This window comes from Stenotrophomonas sp. 63632_Sma (assembly GCF_056482875.1).
In genome coordinates this window covers 1,102,097-1,123,552 of record NZ_CM151220.1, presented here as the reverse complement: position 1 = coordinate 1,123,552, position 21,456 = coordinate 1,102,097, and the positions used below count along the sequence as shown (strand labels likewise).

The 21,456-nt window shown below is 67.2% G+C and carries 19 protein-coding genes and 1 pseudogene; 13 read left to right on the top strand and 7 right to left on the bottom strand.

The genetic code is table 11. The features are described from left to right. Positions 1–86: 86 nt before the first annotated feature. The gene (locus ACZK45_RS05220; RefSeq protein WP_032129592.1) at positions 87–1,700 is read right to left on the bottom strand and encodes an alpha-glucosidase; all 1,614 of its coding nucleotides are present in this window, start codon (positions 1,698–1,700) and stop codon (positions 87–89) included. Between the two features lie 214 nt (positions 1,701–1,914). Here ACZK45_RS05220 and ACZK45_RS05215 point away from each other — a divergent pair, with 214 nt between their 5' ends. Next, positions 1,915–2,913, top strand: coding sequence for a polyprenyl synthetase family protein (locus ACZK45_RS05215; RefSeq protein ID WP_100437486.1), 999 nt, complete (start codon positions 1,915–1,917; stop codon positions 2,911–2,913). Positions 2,914–3,080: 167 nt separating this feature from the next. On the opposite strand, the pseudogene ACZK45_RS05210 reads toward ACZK45_RS05215, so the two are convergent. Continuing rightward, positions 3,081–3,871 (bottom strand): annotated as a pseudogene (locus ACZK45_RS05210) (dienelactone hydrolase family protein). 133 nt (positions 3,872–4,004) lie between these two features. Between ACZK45_RS05210 and ACZK45_RS05205 the strand changes: the two are divergent. Next, the gene (locus tag ACZK45_RS05205) at positions 4,005–4,592 is read left to right on the top strand and encodes an SMI1/KNR4 family protein (protein WP_478445548.1); all 588 of its coding nucleotides are present in this window, start codon (positions 4,005–4,007) and stop codon (positions 4,590–4,592) included. Positions 4,593–4,652: 60 nt separating this feature from the next. On the opposite strand, the gene murD is transcribed toward ACZK45_RS05205, so the two are convergent. From murD to ACZK45_RS05190, 3 genes are all read right to left on the bottom strand, one after another. Next, the gene (gene murD, locus ACZK45_RS05200; protein ID WP_478445547.1) at positions 4,653–6,062 is read right to left on the bottom strand and encodes a UDP-N-acetylmuramoyl-L-alanine--D-glutamate ligase; all 1,410 of its coding nucleotides are present in this window, start codon (positions 6,060–6,062) and stop codon (positions 4,653–4,655) included. After that, positions 6,043–7,395, bottom strand: coding sequence for a UDP-N-acetyl-alpha-D-muramoyl-L-alanyl-L-glutamate epimerase (murL, locus tag ACZK45_RS05195; RefSeq protein ID WP_125894208.1), 1,353 nt, complete (start codon positions 7,393–7,395; stop codon positions 6,043–6,045). Before murL ends, murD begins: the two co-directional genes overlap by 20 nt. A 76-nt stretch (positions 7,396–7,471) precedes the next feature. Next, entirely contained in the window at positions 7,472–10,066 is a 2,595-nt protein-coding gene (locus ACZK45_RS05190) for a bifunctional aspartate kinase/diaminopimelate decarboxylase (RefSeq protein WP_478445546.1), read from the bottom strand. Positions 10,067–10,141: 75 nt separating this feature from the next. Here ACZK45_RS05190 and ACZK45_RS05185 point away from each other — a divergent pair, with 75 nt between their 5' ends. Both ACZK45_RS05185 and ACZK45_RS05180 read left to right on the top strand, forming a co-directional pair. Further along, a complete protein-coding gene (locus ACZK45_RS05185) occupies positions 10,142–11,014 on the top strand; it encodes a PhzF family phenazine biosynthesis protein (RefSeq protein ID WP_478445545.1) in 873 nt (290 codons plus the stop codon). 131 nt (positions 11,015–11,145) lie between these two features. Next, positions 11,146–12,024 carry a PhzF family phenazine biosynthesis protein gene (locus ACZK45_RS05180; RefSeq protein ID WP_478445544.1) on the top strand — a complete coding sequence of 293 codons (879 nt, stop codon included), beginning with the start codon at positions 11,146–11,148 and terminating at the stop codon, positions 12,022–12,024. 162 nt (positions 12,025–12,186) lie between these two features. On the opposite strand, the gene ACZK45_RS05175 is transcribed toward ACZK45_RS05180, so the two are convergent. Then, positions 12,187–12,618 (bottom strand): OsmC family protein, encoded by a 432-nt coding sequence (locus tag ACZK45_RS05175; RefSeq protein WP_005408443.1) that lies wholly within the window; start codon positions 12,616–12,618, stop codon positions 12,187–12,189. Between the two features lie 371 nt (positions 12,619–12,989). Here ACZK45_RS05175 and ACZK45_RS05170 point away from each other — a divergent pair, with 371 nt between their 5' ends. From ACZK45_RS05170 to ACZK45_RS05155, 4 genes are all read left to right on the top strand, one after another. After that, positions 12,990–13,388 carry an HU family DNA-binding protein gene (locus ACZK45_RS05170; protein ID WP_010483539.1) on the top strand — a complete coding sequence of 133 codons (399 nt, stop codon included), beginning with the start codon at positions 12,990–12,992 and terminating at the stop codon, positions 13,386–13,388. 254 nt (positions 13,389–13,642) lie between these two features. Further along, positions 13,643–13,951 (top strand): DUF3861 family protein, encoded by a 309-nt coding sequence (locus ACZK45_RS05165; protein WP_032129232.1) that lies wholly within the window; start codon positions 13,643–13,645, stop codon positions 13,949–13,951. A gap of 55 nt (positions 13,952–14,006) precedes the next feature. After that, entirely contained in the window at positions 14,007–14,555 is a 549-nt protein-coding gene (locus tag ACZK45_RS05160; RefSeq protein WP_478445543.1) for a hypothetical protein, read from the top strand. Between the two features lie 81 nt (positions 14,556–14,636). Next, positions 14,637–15,233 carry a YceB family lipoprotein gene (locus tag ACZK45_RS05155; RefSeq protein ID WP_012510326.1) on the top strand — a complete coding sequence of 199 codons (597 nt, stop codon included), beginning with the start codon at positions 14,637–14,639 and terminating at the stop codon, positions 15,231–15,233. 70 nt (positions 15,234–15,303) lie between these two features. On the opposite strand, the gene ACZK45_RS05150 is transcribed toward ACZK45_RS05155, so the two are convergent. After that, positions 15,304–15,771: an SET domain-containing protein gene (locus ACZK45_RS05150; RefSeq protein WP_012479369.1), complete on the bottom strand. Its 468-nt coding sequence runs from the start codon at positions 15,769–15,771 to the stop codon at positions 15,304–15,306. A 218-nt stretch (positions 15,772–15,989) separates the two neighbouring features. Between ACZK45_RS05150 and ACZK45_RS05145 the strand changes: the two genes are divergently transcribed. The 5 genes from ACZK45_RS05145 to ACZK45_RS05125 all read left to right on the top strand — a co-directional run bounded on the left by ACZK45_RS05145 (position 15,990) and on the right by ACZK45_RS05125 (position 21,292). Further along, entirely contained in the window at positions 15,990–16,445 is a 456-nt protein-coding gene (locus tag ACZK45_RS05145) for an SUF system Fe-S cluster assembly regulator (RefSeq protein ID WP_005408436.1), read from the top strand. A gap of 17 nt (positions 16,446–16,462) precedes the next feature. Continuing rightward, the gene (gene sufB / locus ACZK45_RS05140) at positions 16,463–17,938 is read left to right on the top strand and encodes a Fe-S cluster assembly protein SufB (protein WP_043396952.1); all 1,476 of its coding nucleotides are present in this window, start codon (positions 16,463–16,465) and stop codon (positions 17,936–17,938) included. A gap of 74 nt (positions 17,939–18,012) precedes the next feature. Then, positions 18,013–18,777 carry a Fe-S cluster assembly ATPase SufC gene (gene sufC, locus ACZK45_RS05135; RefSeq protein WP_171952363.1) on the top strand — a complete coding sequence of 255 codons (765 nt, stop codon included), beginning with the start codon at positions 18,013–18,015 and terminating at the stop codon, positions 18,775–18,777. Beyond that, the gene (gene sufD / locus ACZK45_RS05130; RefSeq protein WP_346485945.1) at positions 18,777–20,039 is read left to right on the top strand and encodes a Fe-S cluster assembly protein SufD; all 1,263 of its coding nucleotides are present in this window, start codon (positions 18,777–18,779) and stop codon (positions 20,037–20,039) included. The genes sufC and sufD overlap by 1 nt, the downstream gene beginning before the upstream one ends. Then, complete coding sequence (locus tag ACZK45_RS05125; RefSeq protein WP_005408431.1) at positions 20,036–21,292, top strand: cysteine desulfurase; 1,257 nt, start codon at positions 20,036–20,038, stop codon at positions 21,290–21,292. Before sufD ends, ACZK45_RS05125 begins: the two co-directional genes overlap by 4 nt. Positions 21,293–21,456: the final 164 nt, after the last annotated feature.

Sequence of the window (21,456 nt, the reverse complement as noted above, 5' to 3'; positions counted from 1 at the left end):
GATGCCCTTCACCGCAGGCCCACCCACAAAAAAGGGACGGGGCGCTTCGGCCCCGTCCCCGCAAGTACCGCCACCGGAGAAAACGGTCAGCTGCGTCGGGCGCAATACACCGCGCGCGGCGGCAGCTGGAGTTCATTGCCCTGCACCGTGCCCGCATCCGGGCCTGGCACCGCCACCTGCTGCCAGTTGCCCGGCGGCAGCGGATGGCTCACCGCCTCGGCCGACAGGTTGAAGGCCAGCAGGAGGGTTTCATCTGCAAGCATACGCTCGAACAGCAGCACTGGCTCGGCGCTTTCGATGAATCGGATGCTGCCATGCAGGAGTGCCGGCTGGCTATGCCGCCAGGCCAGGAACCCGCGGAACGCAGCCAGGACCGAGTCCGGGTCGCGCTCCTGCACCGCCACGGCCGCGGCGCGGTGCTCGGGCGGAATCGGCAGCCACGGCTGGCCGGCGGTGAAACCGGCCAGCGGCGCGTCGGTCCACGGCAGTGGGGTCCGGCAGCCATCGCGGCCCTTGAAGTTGGGCCAGAAGGTGATGCCATAGGGGTCCTGCAGGGCCTCGAACGGCACCTCGGCCTCGGCCAGGCCCAGTTCCTCGCCCTGGTACAGGCAGACCGAGCCGCGCAGCGAGCACAGCATCGCCACCAGCATCCTCGCCAGGCGCGGGTCAGCCGGGTGGCCGCCCCAGCGGCTGACCGCCCGCTCCACGTCGTGATTCGAAACCGCCCAGCACGGCCAGCCTTCGGTCATCACGGCTTCCAGGCGCGAGACCGTATCGCGGATGTAGGCCGCGCTGTAGTCGTCCACCAGCAGCTCGAAGCTGTAGCCCATGTGCAGGCGACCATCGCGGGTGTACTCGGCGGTGGTGGCCAGCGAGTCCTCCGAGGAGATCTCACCCAGGCTGACCGCCCCCGGATACTCGTCCAGCAGCGCGCGCAGCCTCTCCAGGAACGGCAGGTTCTCCGGCTGGGTGTTGTTGTAATAGTGGTACTGGTAGGCGTACGGGTTGTCCGGGCTGAAGCCGCGGCCGAAGCGCTTCTCCGCCGGCTTGGCCGGGTTGTCGCGCAGCTGCGCGTCATGGAAGCAGAAGTTGATCGCATCCAGGCGGAAGCCATCCACGCCGCGGTCCAGCCAGAAGCGCACGTTGTCCAGGGTCGCCTGCTGCACGTCCGGGTGATGGAAGTTCAGGTCTGGCTGGTCGACCAGGAAGTTGTGCAGGTAGTACTGCTCTCGGCGCGGCTCCCACTGCCAGGCGCCGCCGCCGAACAGCGACAGCCAGTTATTGGGCGGCGTGCCGTCCTCGCGCGGGTCCGCCCATACGTACCAGTCGGCCTTGGGGTTGGTCCGGTCCTGGCGGCTCTCGCGGAACCAGGCGTGCTCGATCGAGGTATGGCTCAGCACCTGGTCGATCATCACCTTCAGGCCCAGACCGTGCGCCTTGGCCAGCAGGCGGTCGAAGTCGTCCAGGCTGCCGAACAGCGGGTCGACGTCGCGGTAGTCGGCGATGTCGTAGCCGAAGTCGGCCATCGGCGATTTGAAGAACGGCGAGATCCAGATCGCGTCCACGCCCAGCGTTGCGATGTGGTCCAGGCGCTGGATGATGCCCGGCAGGTCGCCTACCCCGTCGCCGTTGGCGTCAAGGAAACTGCGCGGGTAGATCTGGTAGATGACGGCTCCGCGCCACCATGGATAGTGCGACATCGACAGCCCCCCTCCGGGCGTGCGGGACCCGCCGGGAGCGGGCCGAAATCCTGATGCCGCAAGCTTAGCGGTGGCCTCACGGGCATGGCGCAACCTGCATACGTATTCACGCAGGCGGCATCCGTGGCCGGGCCGCGGACGCCGGCCTGCCCGGTTTGCGCCCGAATTCACAGGCAACGCCTATAATCAGCGATGAGCCTGAAAGCCTGATCGCATGACCATCACCGAAGACACCCGTCCCGCCCTGGGCCTGCCCCAGATCCAGTCGCTTGCCGCGGCCGACATGGCCGCCGTCGACGCCCTGATCCGGCGCCGCCTGTCCTCGGACGTCGTGCTGATCAACCAGATCGCCGATCACATCATTTCCGCCGGCGGCAAACGCCTGCGCCCGATGCTGGTGATGCTGGCCGGCCATGCGGTCGGCCAGGCCGGCCCGGACCACCACCAGCTGGCGGCGATCATCGAGTTCATCCACACCTCCACCCTGCTGCACGACGACGTGGTGGACGAATCCAGCCTGCGCCGTGGCCGCAGCACCGCCAACGCGCTGTGGGGCAACGCGCCCAGCGTGCTGGTCGGCGACTTCCTGTACTCGCGCAGCTTCCAGCTGATGGTCGAGCTGGAGCGCATGTCGGTGATGCAGATCCTGGCCGATGCCACCAACCGCATCGCCGAGGGTGAAGTGCTGCAGCTGCTGCACGTGCACAACCCGGATACCGACGAAGCCGCCTACCTGCGCGTGATCGAGCGCAAGACCGCCGTGCTGTTCGCCGCCGGCACCCGTCTGGGCGCGCTGGCCAGCGGCGTGGACGAAGCCACCCAGCAGGCCCTGTTCGACTACGGCATGCACCTGGGCTACGCGTTCCAGATTGCCGACGACGTGCTGGACTACTCGGCCAATGCCGAGGAGCTGGGCAAGAACCTGGGTGACGACCTCGCCGAGGGCAAGGCCACGCTGCCGCTGATCCATGCCATGGCCCATTCGGACGCCGCCACCCGCGAACGCCTGCGCACCATCGTGCAGGACGGCGACGCCTCGGCGATGCCGGAAGTGCTGGCCGCGATCCGCGCTACCGGCGGCCTGGAGTACAGCCGCGCGCGTGCCGAGGAATATGCCGAGGCCGCCGAGCGCGCGCTCGATGGCCTGGCCGACAATGATGCCGTGGCTGCCCTGCGCGGCCTGGCCCGCTACGCGGTGCAGCGCTCGCATTGATGGGTTGAGGTGTGCCGACCAACGGTCGGCACCCACCAAACCGGCATTCCGGTGGCTGCCGACCGTTCGCATTGACCGCATAGTGCAGCTACCGCTGGCCTAGAACCTCATGATGCTGCGGATGTCACGGGAATGCCGGCCAGCGGCCGGCACTACCGCTGCACGGTTCAACGTTTCTCGAAGCGCTCCTCGAAGAACTCATCCAGCGCCTTCCACGCACGCTTCGCCGCGCGCTCGTTGTACTGGCAGCCCGGCGGGCTGTTGGCATCGCGCTCGGCAAAGCAGTGCACCGCGCCGCTGTAGTTGGTGAACTCCCAATCGACCTTGGCCGCGTCCATTTCTTTCTGGAAGCTGCCGATGTCCTCGGCGGTCACGCTGGTGTCGTCGGCGCCATTGAGCACCAGCACCGACGGGTGGCTGCCACCAGCCTGTGCCGGCAGCGGCGAACCCAGCCCGCCGTGCAGGCTGACCACCCCTGCCAGCGGCGCACCGGCACGGGCCAGCTCCAGCACCGTGGTGCCACCGAAACAGAAGCCCACCGCACCGATCCGGCTGGCATCGAGCGGCGCCTTGCCGGCCTGGGCCTTGAGCACGTTCACCGCCTCCAGCGCACGCGCACGCAGCAGCGGCCGGTCGTTGCGGAGCTTGGTCGCCACCGGCCCGGCCTCGGCATCGGTCTTCGGCCGCACGCTCTTGCCGTAGACATCGGCCACCAGCACCACATAGTCATCGCCAGCCAGCTGCTTGGCCTTCTCCACCGCCGACTCGTTCACGCCTTTCCAGTTCGGCACCATCACCAGCCCGGGCGTTTGTCATGCCCGCCATCGTCGTAGACCAGCACACCACTGAAGGTCGTGCCCTGATGCTTCCATTCCACCGGCTGGGTCTTCATCGCCGCCCACGCCGGCATCGCTGCCAGCCCCAGAACCACCGCCACACCGCATCGCCAACGATTCATGCGCCTGCTCCGCAAGAAAAAGGGGACGGAGGGGATTAAGCCGTATTCGCCCCTCCCGCGTCGCATTCTGCATTGGCGACGTGACGCAGGTGTGGTTGGATACGACTTAATCCCCTCCGTCCCCTTTTTTCGCATGAATCTTGTTGATCGCTTCCTGTCTGGCCTTGTTCCGCGTCTGCCTGCCGACGATGCCCCGCAGTGGGCTTGGGTCCAGGGCGCCAGCGCCGAAGACCTGCAGCGCCTGCGAGCGCAGTGGCCGCAGGTGCCGGACAGCCTGGTGGAACTGTTGTCCCGCGTGGATGGCACCCATTTTCGCGAGTACCCCGGCGGCGAGGTCTGCGTGCTGATGCTGGGTTCAGATGTGGGCGATTACCCCTACTACCTGCGCTCGGTCGCGCAGATCTTCGAGGACCAGCAGCAGTGGGACGACAGCATCCGTTCCATCTACGAAGAGTGGCTGGATGACGAGCCGGAGATCCTGGGTGAGGGCATCGACGCCGATCTGCCGATGAACCGCCGCCTGTGCTTCTCGCACTGCATGAACAACGGCGGCACCTCGATGCTGTACCTGGATTTTGATCCCGCGCCGGGCGGTACGGTCGGCCAGGTGGTGCGCTACCTGCACGATCCGGACAGCTATGCGGTGATCGCGCCCAGCTTCGATGCGTACCTGCAGCAGTTGATCGACGGCGGCTACGCGTTCATCGATCAGGAGCAGTAGATCCACGCCATGCGTGGATGAATTTCTCCGGAGGTTGCCGGCCAGCGGCCGGCACTACCTTCAAGCGATACCCAGCCCGGGAATCGCGCTGATGCTCTCCGGGTCAAACCCAGCCAGCTCAGCGAAATGACGGCCACGCGCCACGTAATCCCGGTAGGCACCAAAGCTCGGCGCGCCCGGCGACAGCAATACCACCCCGCCTTCAGAACCCAACGCGGCACGTGCCAGCGCCATTGCCTCAGGCAGATCCGCCGCCGCGTGCAGACCGAAGCGACCGGCATCGGCCAGCGGCTGCAGCATCGCGTGGATGCGCGGGCCGTTGCTGCCCATGGTCACGATCTCCACCGGCGGCACGTCGTGCGCCATGTGCTGCATGAAATCGGTCCAGTCCAGGCCACGGTCATGCCCGCCCACCAGCAACGCGATGCGCTGCCCGGCGAAGCACTCCAGCGCGGCCAGGCTGGCATGCGGCGTGGTGCTGATCGAATCGTTGACGTAGGTCAGGCCATCGGCCGCGCCGATGCGCTGCAGGCGATTCGGCAGCGGACGGAAATCCTGCACCGCAGGTGCCAGCGCCACGGCGTCCAGCCCCAGCGCTTCCAGCGCCGCCAGTACCGCACAAAGGTTGCCACGGTTGTGGCGACCCGGCAGCGGCGTGTTGCGGGTATCGAACACGGGCTGCTCGCCGCGATGCACGATGTCACCGCGCATATGCCAACCCTGCGGCTGGTTGAACCAGACCACTTCGCTGTCGGGCAGCGACAGCGCAGCAAGATGCGGATCGGTGGCATTGAGCACGGCGATGCGCGGTGCGGCTTCAGTCACCAGCCGCAGCTTGTCGTCGATGTAACGCTGCTCGCTGCCGTGCCAGTCCAGGTGCTCCGGGAACAGGTTCAGCACCACCGCCACCTGCGGATGGACGCCACTGCGTGCCACTTCGCCGGTCTGGTAACTGGACAGTTCCACCGCCCAGTACGCGGGTGCGGGCTGCGGGTCCAGCACTTCCAGCAGCGGCAGGCCGATGTTGCCGACCAGACCGGTGCGGTGGCCGGCGGCACGCAGCAGGTGCGCGACCAGCGCGGTGGTGGTGCTCTTGCCCTTGGTACCGGTCACGCACACGGTGTCGTGCACGATGCCATCGGCACCTGCATGTTCGGCAAACCACAGCGCGGTGCCACCGATGAAGGTGGTGCCCTGCCCCGCCGCCGCCAGCGCGACTGGCTGGTAGGGGCTGATGCCGGGCGACTTGATCACCACGTCGAACGCGGCCAGCGCTTCAGCAGAAGGCTCGCCACGCACATCCAGCGCGCCCCGCGTTTCTGCGCGTGCGGCCTCGACTTCTGCCGCCGGGCAGAACAGCCTCAGCGGCAGCGTGGGCAGGCGCTCGCGCAGCACCGCAAACGCAGCGCGGCCCTCACGGCCCCAGCCCCACAGCGCAACGCGCTTTCCTTCAAGCTTCGAAATCTTCACGCACCCGTTCCCACAGCGCAGCCGGAACGCGGTGCTCGCCCTGCAGCTGCAGCAGCGGTGCCAGTTCCAGTTCGGCGGCATCCAGCTGCGGCTGGATCTCATTGCAGAAGCGCTTCACCAGCACGTCTTCCTTCCACTCCGGGCGCTGCGCCAGGGTCGCCATCGCCGCACGCGATTCGCGGCCTTCGCCCACGCACTCGAACGGCTTGTGGTCCTGGAATTCCAGCAGTGCATCGAAGCCACCGGCCTGCTCGGCATCGTCCAGCAGGTTGCGGCCGAAGATGCGCACCAGGCGCGTCTTGGGCATGAACGGGGCCAGCGCCAGGAACACGAAATGGCACTTCGGGCAGACACCGCACCAGCGGTTCACCGGGCGCTCGCCGAGGATGTGGAAGTTACGGTTGCAGCTGGAGAAATGCGCGTCGTAGAAATCGGTCTTGGCGAACTGGCGGGCCACTGCCAGCTCCGACATCGGGCGCAGCAGCGAGTAGTACTGCAGGTCCGCCGCTACGTGCGTCTGCACATGGCTGCCGAACGCCTGCTCGAATGCCCAGCCCTTGGACCACTGGTGGTTCACTTCGCCGGTGCCCGGAATCTGGCTGCCGTAGCTGGCCGAACGTTCGTTGGAGAACACCACCTGGTCCACGCCCTGCAGCAGCGCGGCCAGCACCATGATCGCCGAGTTCACCGCAGTGACCGGGATATGCCCGTTCCACGCACCCTGGCGGTTCAGCTCGAACAGTTCCGGCGCCAGCGCGCGGCCCAGGTTCAGCGTCGGCAGGCCGGTGCGTTCAGCGCAGGCACGGATCAGCTGCGAGCCACCGATCCAGGTCACCGTCTCGTCCACGCCGGCACGGCGCAGCGCTTCGATGCTGACCAGCGAATCCTTGCCGCCACCGATCGCCACCAGCGCGTGCGGCTGCAGGCCCAGCACCGGCGCCTGCACTGCCTCGCCTTGCACCGGCAGGCGGAAGCGCCCGCGCAGGTTCAGGCCGTTGCGGTAGGCAAATTCACCCAGGCCATTGAGGTAGACCGTCTCCACCAGCGCAGCGGTATCGGCATCGATGGCGTAGCTGTCGATGCTGACCGTCTCCGGCACGCCCGCCTTGTAGTAGCTGACACCGGCGATCAGGTGCAGCAGCTGCAGCGCGCGCTGCACAGCGGCGGTACGCGCTTCGTCCAGCATGAACGGGGCGCCCGGCACGGTGATGGTTTCCACCATCTCCGGGCCGTCATCAAAGGCGTAGACCAGCTTGGCCACGCCGGTGTCCGCGGCGAATTCGCAGCGGACGAAGCGGAAGCGGGAAACCTGGTGTTTGTCGAAAGCAGTCATGGTGTATCCGGTCAGGCACGGGCCCGCGCGATGGCGCGGGGCGTGTCGGTGGGCGGGTGCAGGGCGCGCGCGGCGATCATTCGATCACGTCTTCGCGCGGCAGCATCCGCTGGTTGTAGGTGTTGGCCATCGAATAGCCGTAGGCGCCGGCATCGGCGATCAGCATCACGTCGTCCGGTGCGGTCGACACCGGCAGCTTGCGGCGCTTGCCGAACACATCGCTGGATTCGCAGATCGGGCCGACCACGTCGAATGCCGCTTCGGCATAACCGCCCTGGCGGCTGAGGTTCTCGATGTCGTGCCAGGCGTCGTACAGGGCCGGGCGCATCAGTGCGTTCATGCCGGCATCCAGGCCAACACGGCGCACGCCGTCCTTCTCCACCACCTGGGTGACATGGGTCAGCAGCACGCCGGACTCGGCCACCAGGTAGCGGCCCGGCTCGATCGCCAGCCGGAACGCCGGGTGCAGCGCCTTGACCTCGGCCAGGCCCTCGGCCCAGGCATCCAGATCGAACGGCTCGTCTTCGTCGCTGTACGGAATCGGCAGGCCACCGCCGATATCGATGGTGTGCACGCTGCCGATGCGGCGGGCGAAGCCGGCCAGCTCATCGCACATCAGGCGCCAGTGCTGCGCGGTTTCCACGCCGCTGCCCAGGTGCGCATGCAGGCCGACCACGCGGCTGCCCAGATCGGTGGCCGCGCGCACGAACTCATCGACGCGGGCGATCGGCAGGCCGAACTTGGAGTCCTTGCCGCCGGTGCGGACCTTGGCATGGTGGCCTTCGCCACGGCCCAGATCCACGCGCAGCCACAGCTCGCGGTTGCGGAACAGGTCCGGCCAGCGCTGCAGCGCTTCGACGTTGTCGACGGTGACGGTCACGCCCAGCGCGAACGCGGCTTCGTACTCGCTGCGCGGGCAGAAGCTGGGGGTGAACAGCACACGCTTGGGCGACAGTTCCGGCAGGTGCTGGAACACGTGCTTCAGTTCGCCGTGCGAGACGCACTCCAGGCCGAAGCCCTCGGCCTCCAGCAGCTGCAGGATGGCCGGGTGGCTGTTGGCCTTGATCGCGTAGTAGCGCTGGTCGATCGGCTTGATCGCGGCCAGCGCGCGGGCGCGGGCGCGCACCGTCGGCAGGTAGTAGACGTAGCGTGGCGTGCCAGCATCGGCCAGCTGCAGCAGGTGCGCACGCTGGCCCCGCCACCACGGCGTGCCACGCGGGCGCACGGTGCCGGCGATCTCGCGCCAGCGTGGGCCGAACACTTCGGTCTCTTCCACCGGCATCGCACCGCTGTCGATCAGCTCGGCGTGCAGGATCGGCAGCAGGCCATCGGCATCGGCTTCGTCGATGACGAAGGTCAGGTTCAGGTCGTTGGACGACTGCGAGATCATGTGCACGCGCTCGCGGCCGAAGGTGGCCCACACGTCCGACAGCTTGTGCAGCAGCGAGCGCATGCCGCGACCAACCAGGGTGATCGCCGCGCACGGCACGATCACCTTCACCTTGCAGATCTGCGACAGGTCGGCCGACAGCGCGGCCAGCACATCGGTGTTGACCAGGTTCTCGGACGGGTCCAGCGACACGGTGACGTTGGTTTCGGCCGAACCGATCAGGTCCACCGACAGGCCATGCTTCTTGAACAGGTTGAACACATCGGCCAGGAAGCCGACCTGCTGCCACATGCCGATGCCTTCCATCGACACCAGCACGATGCCGTTGCGGCGGCTGATCGCCTTTACACCCGGCACCGGCGCAGCGCTGCCATCGATGCTGGTGCCCGGCAGTTCCGGGCGCTCGGTATCGAGGATGGCCATCGGCACGCCGGCATCACGGCACGGCTTGATCGAGCGCGGGTGCAACACCTTGGCGCCAGTGGTGGCGATTTCCTGCGCCTCGTAATAGTCCAGGCGGGTCAGCAGGCGCGCGTCCGGCACGTCCTTCGGGTTGGCACTGAACATGCCCGGCACATCGGTCCAGATCTCCACGCGGCTGGCACCGAGCAGCGCACCGAAGTACGCCGCCGAGGTATCCGAGCCACCACGGCCGAGGATGGCGGTACCACCATCGGCATGCCGCGAGATGAAGCCCTGGGTGATCAGCAGGCGGGTCGGCTGCGCGCGGAAGCGCTGCATCCACTCCGCATCGGCGCGCCACTGGCAGTTCACCGACAGCCGCTGCGACCAGTCGCTCTGGTTCGGCTGCGGCGGCATCGCGTCCAGCCACTGGCGGGCATCCATCCAGCCCATGTCCAGGCCCGAGGCGTGCAGGTAGGCCGCGCCCAGGGTGGAGGACAGCAGTTCGCCCTGGCCCAGCACTTCGGCCTGCCACTGCAGCGGCCGGGTGGCCGCGCGCGCGTCGTCGAGCAGCCCCTGCAGCGCCGCCAGGCGCTCGGCCAGCACCTCGCGGCCCAGGCCGAGTTCAACCAGGAAGGCCTCGTGGCGTTCGACCAGCGCCGCCACGCGATCACGGCTGTCCGGCGCGCCATCGGCGATCGCGGTCAGTTCGTTGGTGACCCCGGACAGCGCCGAAACCACTACCAGCACGCGCGAGCCAGTCTCTTCCGCACGTTTTTTCGCCAGCTTCCCGATCGTGTCCCAGCGATGACGACGCGACACCGAGGTGCCACCGAACTTCAGTACGATCCAACGATCGACAAGGGGGGAAGCTGACATGGATTGGCTATGTAGAATGTGGGGAAGCCGCCCTCGGGGGCGGAACCTTTGATTCTAAGCGCAATATCCTCGTAGATGGCCGTCCTCCGTTACCTGCAGCTCGATGTCTTCGCCCCCCGCCCCGGCACCGGCAACCCACTGGGCGCCATCCTGGACGCCGACGAGCTCTCCAGCAGCCAGATGCAGGCCCTGGCCGCCTGGCTGAACCTGTCCGAGACGGTGTTCTTCCTGCGCCCCAGCGCGCCCGGCGCCGATTACCACATCCGCATCTTCACCCCGACCCGCGAGCTGGCATTTGCCGGCCACCCCAGCGTCGGCGCCGCCTGGGCGGCGGTGATCTGCGGCCTGGCGCAACCACGCGACGGTGCCCTGCTGCAGCAATGCGCGGCGGGGTTGCTGCCGGTACGGGTGAGCGGCCCGGCCGAGGCACTGCAGATCCAACTGGCCAGCCCACCGGCGCAGCAACTGGACACAGCGGCGGACGGAGCGCCGGAAACGCTGCTGGCGCTGGCTGCCAGCGGGCACGTACCCGAACTATGGGACAACGGCGCTCGCTGGTGGCTGCTGCCGCTGCGCGACGCCTCCGCCGTACGCAACCTGGTGCCGGACATGGCCGCACTGGCCGACTGGAGCCTCGCCACTGATGCCACCGGCCTGGCCGTGTTCGCCGACGAAGCTGGCACCGACCACACCCGGGTGGTGCGCGCTTTCTGCCCCGCTGATGCGGCCGCCGTACCCGAGGACCCGGTGACCGGCAGCGCCAATGCCCTGATCGGTGCTTGGCTGCGGCGGCGCGATGCCCTGCCGGGCCGCGAGGGCCACTACGTGGCGAGCCAAGGCCGCGAAGTCGGCCGCGATGGCCGCGTGCAGGTGCAGGTCGATGCGCAGGGCACGGTCTGGATCGGCGGCCAGGTGCAGCCGGTCATCGACGGCCACATCCGCTGGTAGCCCACGGAAAAAAGGGGACGGAGGGAATTAAGTCGCTTATGGCACATGGGGCAAAAGCGACTTAATTCCCTCCGTCCCCTTTTTGGTGCCCCGCGCTACGCTATGCGGCCTGTTTACTGGAGTGCCGCCTGATGTCCACCCGCCGTTTCCTGCAGCTGGATGTGTTCTCCCCGCGCGCCGGCGCCGGCAATCCGCTGGCCGTGGTGCTCGATGCCGAGGGCCTGGACGACGCCAGCATGCAGGCCATCGCGCGCTGGACGCGCCTGCCCGAGACCACCTTCGTGTTCCCGCCGCAGGTCGCCGGTGCCAGTTACCGGCTGCGCATGTTCAGCCCGCAGAAGGAAGTTCCGTTTGCCGGCCACCCCAGCGTCGGCACCGCGCATGCGGTGCTGCAGGCCGGCCTGGCCGTAGCGGTCGATGGTGTGCTGGTGCAGGACGGCATTGCCGGTGCCCTGCCGCTACACGTCAGCGGTGAGGGTGTGCAGCAGCGCATCGCCATCCGCACGCCGCGCGCGCAGCTGGCCGAGACTGCCGAGGCGACCGATCCACGCCTGCAGGCCGCACTGAAGGACTGGCCGCTGGGCACGCTGCCGCCGGCGCGGATGCAGGGCGGACGCAGCTGGTGGGTGGTGCAGGTGGCCGATGAGGCCGCATTGCGCGCGCTGCAGCCGGACTGGGATGCGGTGGCCGCACTGGCCGAGTCCACCGACAGCATGGGCGTGTTTGCCTATGCCTTCAGCGATGGCAGCGAGGGCTTCGATCTGGCCGTACGTGCCTTCGTCGGCAATGGACGCCGCTTCGAGGACGCCGCCTCCGGTGCCGCCAATGCGGTGCTGGCCGCATGGTTGGACCTGCGCGATGCGCTGCCCCGTGGTCGCGCACCGTTCGAAGTCAGCCAGGGCCGCGAAGTCGGCCACGACGCGCGCCTGACCCTTTTCGTCGATGAAGACGGGGAAGTCTGGTCCGGCGGCCAGGTGCAGACGGTGATTACCGGCACCCTTGATTGGTGATTGTGATGGGGGGTGGTAGAGCCGAAGGCAGCGGCAGGAGCCGCTGCCAACGTCGGACGCGACGGCCCGGAGGGTGGCGGCCAGGAAGGCCGCCATAACGCTGGCCGGCTGTTACCTGGACCTCGACATCATGCGGTTGCCGGCCAGCGGCCGGCACTACCCTCAGCCCAGCTCGGCTTCCAGGCTGATCGGCACCGCGCTCAGTGCCTTGGATACCGGGCAGTTCTGCTTGGCGTCATCGGCAATCGCACGGAACTGCGTCGCGTCGATGCCCGGCACCACGGCCTTCACCTTCAGCCGGATCTGCGACAGCTGCGGGCCGCCTTCCAGCGACAGATCGACCTTGGCTTCGGTATCCAGCGAGGTCGGGGTAAAGCCGGCTTCGCCGAGCTTGGCCGACAGCGCCATGGTGAAACAGCCGGCGTGCGCGGCAGCGATCAGCTCTTCCGGATTGGTGCCCTTTTCGTCGCCGAAGCGGCTGTTGAAGCCGTAGCGGGTCTTGTCCAGCAGCCCACTCTGCGGCGTGCTCAACTGCCCCTTGCCCGACTTCAGATCGCCTTCCCAATGCGCGGTGGCGTGTCGCGAGATTCCCATGTGCTGCTCCTGCGTGACGGTGATGAACGGTCACCCTCGCACGGGAGGCGTTAGCCCTGCGTCGCTCCGCCGCACGCCACAGGTCCGCCGGAAACCGGACAACTGGTCACTTCTTCGCCAGGCCGGCGCGCATTTTTCCCTTGTTTTCAGTGGTTTCGCGCATTCCTCCGATGGGCAGGCGCTGGCCATCGCGCGCGCTGCCACACCCCCTTCCCCCACTGCCGGCCATGTACTGAATCGGCCTGGATATGAAAAAACATGCACTTTCCGCGCTTCGGGCTATTGGCGGCGCCCGAGAGTTGCCCTACATTGCGCTTGCCGACGGGGTTCGGCGCCGACCAAACAACCAACCGTTCACGGAACAGGAAACCATGGCAAAGACCGCTAAGAAGGCTGCCCCGAAGAAGGCAGTGAAGAAAGTCGCGACGAAGGCAGCCGCCAAGCCGGCCGCTCCGAAGCCGATCAAGGAAGTGCTGACCAAGTCCGGCCTGGTTGCACACATCGCTGAAGCCTCCGGCGTCATCGCCAAGGACGTCCGCGCTGTGCTGGCCTCGCTTGAAAGCGCCGTCGCCTCCTCGGTGCACAAGAAGGGCGCTGGCTCCTTCACCCTGCCGGGCCTGCTGAAGATCACCACCGTCAATGTGCCGGCCAAGCCGAAGCGCAAGGGCATCAACCCGTTCACCAAGGAAGAGCAGTGGTTCGCTGCCAAGCCGGCCACCACCAAGCTGAAGGTGCGTCCGCTGAAGAAGCTGAAGGACGCCGCGCTGTAAGCGCGCGCCCCAACGCGGATTCCGACGGGACGGCTCTGGCCGTCCCGTTTTTTTTGTCCCAACCACAGCCCGCAACACAGCGTTGCCGCATCCCCGGGAATGCGCGTACAGGCCCGTCGCCATTGGCTGGGCGTGGTCCGTTGCGGCCCCGGAACGTACCGGGTGGAACACTGCGTGCAGCCCCGGCCATCGCCGCCGGGCACGGCCTTGCCTAAGGTGGGCACATCCTCCACAGCTACGGCGAGCACACCCTCATGGCCAGCCCCTCCACCCGCTACCGGATCTCGGTGACCCCCATCGAAAAGGACGGGTTGCAGTGCACCGGGCGCTGCACCATCGAACTGGAACATCGCGCAAGCCGCGACCTGATGCGCCTGCTGGAAGCAGCACCGCGTACCGCTGGTATCAGCGGTGACGAGCGCGCGACCCTGGTGATCGCCACCCAGCTGCTGCGCGACATCGTGCAGCGCCACGCCGACACCGAAGGCCATGCCCTGGCCGCCATCGCCACGCAGGTGCTGCCAGCGCTGGATGCACTGGAACAGCTGCCCTCCTCCCGCTGATCGCGGAACAGCCGATACACTGCCTCCTTCCGTTCGCCTCGGGGAGGAGGCAGACATGCGCAGGTTCCTGATACTGCTCGCACCGCTGGTGCTGCTGGCCTGTTCCCGGCCGACATCGCAATCCGATCCAGCGGATGCCACACCGTCGGTCACGGCCGAGGCAGCTGCCCGCACGAAGTCACAGGCCGCCGCAGAAGGCGATGCACCGGCCGTGCAGGCCATCGATGTTGATCCCCTGTTTGCCGCCGTCGCGGCCGAGGCCGAGCTGCCGGCGGGAATGCTCAATGCCTATGTCATGGCCCTGCTCAATCGCGATCGCAAGGCCGTCGACGCCGCGTGGACATTCCCGCCCAGCGATGCACGACGCGCCGACGATGCCGCATTGCGCCAGCTCAGGGACGTGCGCAGCCTGCGCCTGACCAGCGAACTACCGATCGCGCGCGACGGTCACCAGCCGCCGCAGCTGCTGGAGGTTCCGGTACAGATCCGCGCAGTGACCCCTGAGGGCACCTTCCGCTTCGGTGGCTGGTACCGGGTGCAACCCCGTGCCGATGGCCGCGCCTGGCAGATCCAGTCGGCGCAACTGCGCCCATCGCTGGACTGAACCGTTGCAGCGGCATGCACGCGCGATTCAGCCGGCACGGCTACTCTTTGACTCGTCCATTCATATCCACCGGTCACCGCCATGCGCCTGCGTTCCCTGATGACCCGCCTTGCCGCCTCCACCGTACTGATCGCCGCTGCGATCGGCGCCCAGGCCGCCCCTTCCATTTCCGGCCGCGAACTGTCGGTCGGCGCCAGCGACGTGCAGCAGTACCTCGATGGCAGCTTCCCGCGCACCCAGGACGCCCTCGGCGGCCTGATCGCCCTGACCATGAGTCACCCGCAACTGAGTCTTCCGGCCGGCGAACGGTTGAACCTGGGCATGGATGTGGCACTGGCCACCGCCGGTGGCAACCCGGCCAAGCTGGGCACAGTGAAGCTCAGCAGTGGACTGCGCTACGACGCGCAGACCCAGGGCTTCCACCTGCAGCAGCCGAGCGTGGATGACTTCACCCCGGCCAACCAGGGCGGTCGCCTCGATTCGCGCACCCGCGGCCTGCTCAATGCCTGGCTGAGCGACTACGCCCAGCGCGAACCGATCTACAAGCTGGACCCGGCCGTGGCCGGCCTGCTCGGCGCCCTGCAGGTGCAGTCGGCGCAGGTGAAGAACGGCAAGCTGGTGGTCACCTTCAACCAGAACCTGGGCAACCTGGTGCCGGCAGGCGTGCTGGGTAAGTAAGGTAGTGTAGGCCGCTGGTACGCGCCTTTTCACATGTGTGTAGGCCAGCGGTAGCTTCACCCGCTGCGGGTCAGCGCTTGGGCTGCAGCATGGTGCCGGTGCACTTGGGCGAGCCGCAGCGGCACTCCCAGATCTTCTTCAGCTTGGCGGTGTGACGCTCGGCCAGGGTGATGCCGTAGTTGTAGGTCAACTCTTCGCCGGCCTTGATATCGCGCAGCGCCTCGATGAACACCTTGTCGCCGCGGCTGTCGCCGTCCTCGTCTTCCTCGATCACCGCCTCGCAGTTCGGGTCGCAGCTGTGGTTGATCCAGCGCGCGTCATTGCCCTTGTAGTTGGCATCGATCACCCAGTCGTCGTTGAGGGTGAACAGGAAGGTATGGCCACTTTCGACGTCGCCGCTGTCATCGGCATCAACGTCGCCGTGGCTGCGCAGCAGGCCCTTGTACTGGATCACGCGCTCGCCCTGCTTGATCGGGGCCACGGCGAACACGCCGTTGCCATGGATGGCGGACTTGCGGGCTTGGATCTTCTTCGGCATCGGCACGGGCTGTTTGCAGCGAATGGAACAGGGATTCTCGCCCATTCCGGGTGATTGCGAAAATCACCCCGTTGGCGCAGCATTGCGCCCTGGCAACGGCCCCGGTGTGTCCTCCCGGCCCGGCCCCAGCGCCGGCTGAATGCCTGGAATGCCCGGGTTGGATGGCGGCGAATAAAAGCGTACAATTTCAGTCCGCTTTAAGAACCACTCGCATCCCCATGTTGCGCGTCACCAAACTCACCGATTACGCCACCGTCGTGCTGACCGTGCTCGCCGCCCGTCCGGGCGAGGTGCTCAGTGCCACCGAGCTGGCCGAATTCACCGGTCTGGAGCCGCCCACCGTCAGCAAGGTGCTCAAGCCGCTGGCCCAGGCCGGCCTGGTTGAAGGCCTGCGCGGCGTCCGTGGCGGCTATCGCCTGACCCGCCCGGCTATCGAGATCTCGCTGTTCGAAGTGGTCGAAGCGATGGAAGGGCCGCTGGCCCTGACCGAATGCAGCCACGACCACCATCAGTGCGGCATGGCGCCCAAGTGCGGCGCGCGCAGCAGCTGGCGGCTGATCAACGACGTGGTTTCCGAGGCCCTGCGCGATGTCACCCTTGCGCAGATCCTGCCCCCTCTCCCCCTTGCCGATGACGAACAGCGCCGCACCATCGCTGTCGACGTCGTCTCCTGATCCGTAGGCAGCCCCCCATGGCCACCGAAACCATCGAAAACGTCGCCCACGACGACACCCCCAACCGCGAGATCCACGAGCAGCTCGGCCGCAAGTATTCGGCCGGCTTCATCACCGAGATCGAATCGGACTCCCTGCCGCCGGGCCTGGACGAGGACACCATCCGTGCCCTGTCGGCCAAGAAGGAAGAGCCGGAGTGGATGACGCAGTGGCGCCTGGACGCCTACCGCCACTTCCTGACCATGCCGATGCCGGACTGGGCCAAGCTGGAGATCGCGCCGATCGACCTGCAGGCGCTCAGCTACTACTCCGCGCCGAAGGGCCCGAAGTACGCCTCGCTGGATGACGTGCCGAAGGAACTGCTGGACACCTACGACAAGCTGGGCGTGCCGCTGCACGAGCGTGCCAAGCTGGCCGGCGTGGCGGTGGACGCGGTGTTCGACTCGGTGTCCGTCGGCACCACGTTCCGCAAGGAACTGGCCGAGAAGGGCATCATTTTCTGCTCGATGTCCGAGGCCATCAAGGAACACCCGGAACTGGTCCGCCAGTACCTGGGCACCGTGGTGCCGGTGGGCGACAACTACTTCGCCGCGCTCAACTCGGCGGTGTTCTCCGATGGCAGCTTCGTGTTCATTCCCAAAGGCGTTCGCTGCCCGATGGAACTGAGCACCTACTTCCGCATCAATGCCGGCCACACCGGCCAGTTCGAGCGCACCCTGATCGTGTGCGAGGACAAGGCCTACGTGTCCTACCTGGAAGGCTGCACCGCGCCGATGCGCGACGAGAACCAGCTGCACGCTGCGGTGGTCGAGCTGGTCGCGCTGGAAGACGCGGAGATCAAGTACTCCACCGTGCAGAACTGGTACCCGGGCGACGAGAACGGCGTCGGCGGCATCTACAACTTCGTCACCAAGCGTGCCGAGTGCCGTGGTGCGCGCAGCAAGGTCACCTGGACCCAGGTCGAAACCGGCTCGGCGATCACCTGGAAGTACCCGTCCTGCGTGCTGCTGGGCGACGACTCGGTCGGTGAGTTCCACTCCGTGGCGCTGACCCATCACCGCCAGCAGGCCGACACCGGCACCAAGATGATCCACGTCGGCAAGCGCACCAAGAGCAAGATCGTCAGCAAGGGCATCAGTGCCGGCCGCGGCCAGAACACCTACCGCGGCCTGGTACGTGTGGACCGCAATGCCGATGGCGCGCGCAACTACACCCAGTGCGATTCGCTGCTGATCGGCAAGCAGTGTGGCGCGCACACCTTCCCCTACATCGAGGTGAAGAACCCGGGCGCCACCGTCGAGCACGAGGCCACCACCTCGAAGATTTCCGACGACCAGCTGTTCTACTGCCGCGCCCGTGGCATCAGCCAGGAAGACGCGGTGTCGATGATCGTCGACGGCTTCTGCAAGCAGGTGTTCCGCGAACTGCCGATGGAGTTCGCGGTGGAAGCCAAGAAGCTGCTGGAAGTCTCGCTGGAAGGTTCGGTGGGCTGACCGCCCGCCCCTGCCCCTCGCAAACGCATTCTCTTTACCGGCGGGCCGCGGCCCGCCCCACGGAAACCCCCACCATGCTGAAGATCGAAAACCTCCACGCCCGCATCGGCGACAAGGAAATCCTCAAGGGCCTGTCGCTGGACGTCCAGCCGGGCCAGGTGCACGCCATCATGGGCCCGAACGGCGCCGGCAAGTCCACCCTGGGCAATGTCCTGGCCGGCCGCGACGGCTACGAAGTGACCGGAGGCAGCGTGCAGTTCGACGGCGTCGACCTGCTGGAGCAGGACCCGGAAGCGCGCGCCGCCGCCGGCCTGTTCCTGGCGTTCCAGTACCCGGTGGAAATCCCGGGCGTGAACAACACCTACTTCCTGCGCGCGGCACTGAACGCCCAGCGCAAGGCGCGCGGTGAGGAAGAACTCGATTCCATGCAGTTCCTCAAGCTGGTGCGCCAGAAGCTGGCCGTGCTGCACCTGAAGGACGAACTGCTGCACCGTGGCGTCAACGAAGGCTTCTCCGGCGGCGAGAAGAAGCGCAACGAGATCTTCCAGCTGGCCGTGCTCGAACCGAAGCTGGCGATCCTGGACGAAACCGACTCGGGCCTGGACATCGATGCGCTGAAGAGCGTGGCCGATGGTGTCAATGCACTGCGCGCCGCCGACCGTTCGTTCCTGGTCATCACCCACTACCAGCGCCTGCTGGACTACATCAAGCCGGACGTGGTGCACGTGCTGGCCGATGGCCGCATCGTCAAGAGTGGCGGCCCGGAGCTGGCCCTGGAACTGGAAGCGCACGGCTATGATTTCCTGAAGGACCGGGTCGTGCCCGAGGCGGCGGTCTGATGAGCGCCCTGCTTGATTCGATGGCCCAGGCCTTCTGCGGCAGCGATGCGCGCCGCGAAGTGCTGGACGCGGCCCTGCGCGACGGCCTGCCGGCCGCCCGCAACGAAGCCTGGAAGTACACCTCGCTGCGCCAGCTGGAGCGCCGTGCGTTCGCGGCTGCACCACTGCAGGGCCCGGCGCTGGATGCCGCGCTGCTGGAGGACATCCCGGCACCGCGCCTGGTGTTCGTCAACGGCCGCCTGGATGCCGCGCTGAGCGACGTGCAGGCGCTGCCGGCCGGCGTGCAGCTGCAGCCGCTGTCGGCCGCACTGGCCTCCGGCGAAGACGCCGTGCGTTTCCTTGGCCGTCGCTACGAGCGCAGCGAAGAGATCTTCTCCCGCCTCAACGCTGCGCTTGCCGATGAAGGCGCGGTGCTGCGCGTGGATGAAGGCGTGCAGGTCGAAACGCCGCTGCAGCTGGTATTCGCCAGCGTCGCCGGCGACACCGACCTGGCCTGGCACCACCGTCACCTGATCGAACTGCGTGCCGGCGCCAGCCTGGGCGTGGTCGAGCATCGCTTCAGCGTGGGTGACTCCGCCCACCTGGACAACACCGTGCTGCATGCCCACGTCGCCCGTGATGCCGTGCTCAAGCACGCCCGCGTGCAGGCAGGCAGCGCGCGCCAGACCAGCTTCCTGCGCACCGACGCGGTGCTGGCCCGCGACGCGCAGTACCACCGCGTCGACCTGGAACTGGGCGCCGCGCTCAGCCGCCATGAACTGAACGTGCGCCTGGAAGGCGACAATGCCCAGCTGACCGCCAACGGCGTGCTGCTTGGCAATGGCCGCCGCCACGTCGAAACCCGCCTGGGCATCGACCACATCGCACGCGATACCGCCTGCGAACTGCTGTGGCGCGGCGTCGCCGCCAACCGCAGCCGCGTGGTGTTCCATGGTGGCATCCAGATCCGCGAAGGCGCCGATGGCACCGACGCGAACCTGTCCAACAAGAACCTGCTGCTGTCGGCCGATGCCGAGATCGACACCCAGCCGACGCTGGTGATCGACGCCGATGAAGTGAAGGCCGCGCACGGCGCGACCGTCGGCCAGCTCGATGCCAATGCGCTGTTCTACCTGCGCTCGCGCGGCCTGCCGCAGGCACAGGCGCAGGCACTGCTGAGCGCCGCGTTCTGCCACGAGCCGCTGAAGATTCTGCCCGATGCGCTGCGTGCGCAGCTGGCACGCCGCCTGGACAAGGCGCTGGCCGAGGCGGGTGTCGCATGAACCTGTCCACGCCGCGACCGATCGAAGAACGCACCGGCGCCCCCGACTGGGACCGCGTCCGTCTCGACTTCCCGCTGCTGATGCGTGAAGTGCACGGCAAGCCGCTGGTCTATTTCGACAACGCCAACACCGGCCAGAAGCCGGTGCAGGTGATAGGCGCGGTGGATGAGTTCTACCGTCGCTATAACGCCAACGTCAGCCGCGCGGTGCATGCACTGGGCAGCGAAGCCACCGATGCCTACGAAGGCGCACGCAACAAGCTGGCGCGCTTCCTCAACGTGCGGCCCAGCGACCTGGTGCTGTGCAGCGGCACCACCTTCGCCATCAACCTGGTGGCCTACTCGTGGGCGCTGCCGCGATTGAAGGCCGGCGACGTGATCCTGATCACGCGCATGGAGCACCACGCCAACATCGTGCCGTGGCAGCTGGTCGCGCAGCGCACCGGCGCCACCATCCGGGTGGCCGAGATCACGCCCGACGGCGCACTCGATCTGGATGCGCTGCGCGCGGCGATGACCCCAGAAGTCAAGCTGCTGGCGGTCACCCATGTCTCCAACGTGCTGGGCACGGTCAACCCGGTGCGCGAGATCTGCCGCGAAGCGCGCAAGCGCGGCATCATCACCGTGGTCGATGGCTCGCAGGCGGTGCCGCACCGCAAGGTCGACGTCGCTGCGATCGGCTGCGATTTCTACGCCATTACCGGCCACAAGATGTGCGGCCCGACCGGCACCGGTGCGCTGTGGGCCCGTCGCGAGCATCTGGATGCGATGCCGCCGTTCCTCGGCGGCGGCGAGATGATCAAGGAAGTCAGCTTCGACGGCACCGTGTTCAACGATGCCCCGCACAAGTTCGAAGCCGGCACCCCGAACATCGCCGGTTTCATCGGCCTGGGTGTGGCTGCCGACTACCTGCAGCAGCTTGGCCAGGAGAACGTGGAAGCCCGCGAAGCCGAACTGCTGGCGCACTTCACCGAAGAGCTGCGCCGCGTCGACGGCCTGCGCATCATCGGCGAAGCGCCGGAGAAGGCTGCGGTGGTCTCTTTCCTGATCGATGGCGCGCATGCGCACGACCTGGCGACCCTGCTCGACCTGGAAGGCGTGGCCGTGCGCTCGGGCCAGCACTGCGCGCATCCGCTGCTGCAGTACTTTGGCGTTGCCGCTACCTGCCGTGCCTCGCTGGCGTTCTATAACACGCACGCCGAGATCGAGCGGTTCATGACGGCATTGACGAAGGTGCGAAAGCTGCTGGGGTGAAGATTCGCCAGAATCGGGAAAGCATGAGAACGCCGCAGGAAACTGCGGCGTTTTTTATTGCGCGCTGGACGCAAGCAAGCAGAGGTGTGACCTGGAAACACCGAGTGATGCCAGGAATGGGCAATCTCACCGTAATGCCGATCCATCCACCATCAACAGCCTTG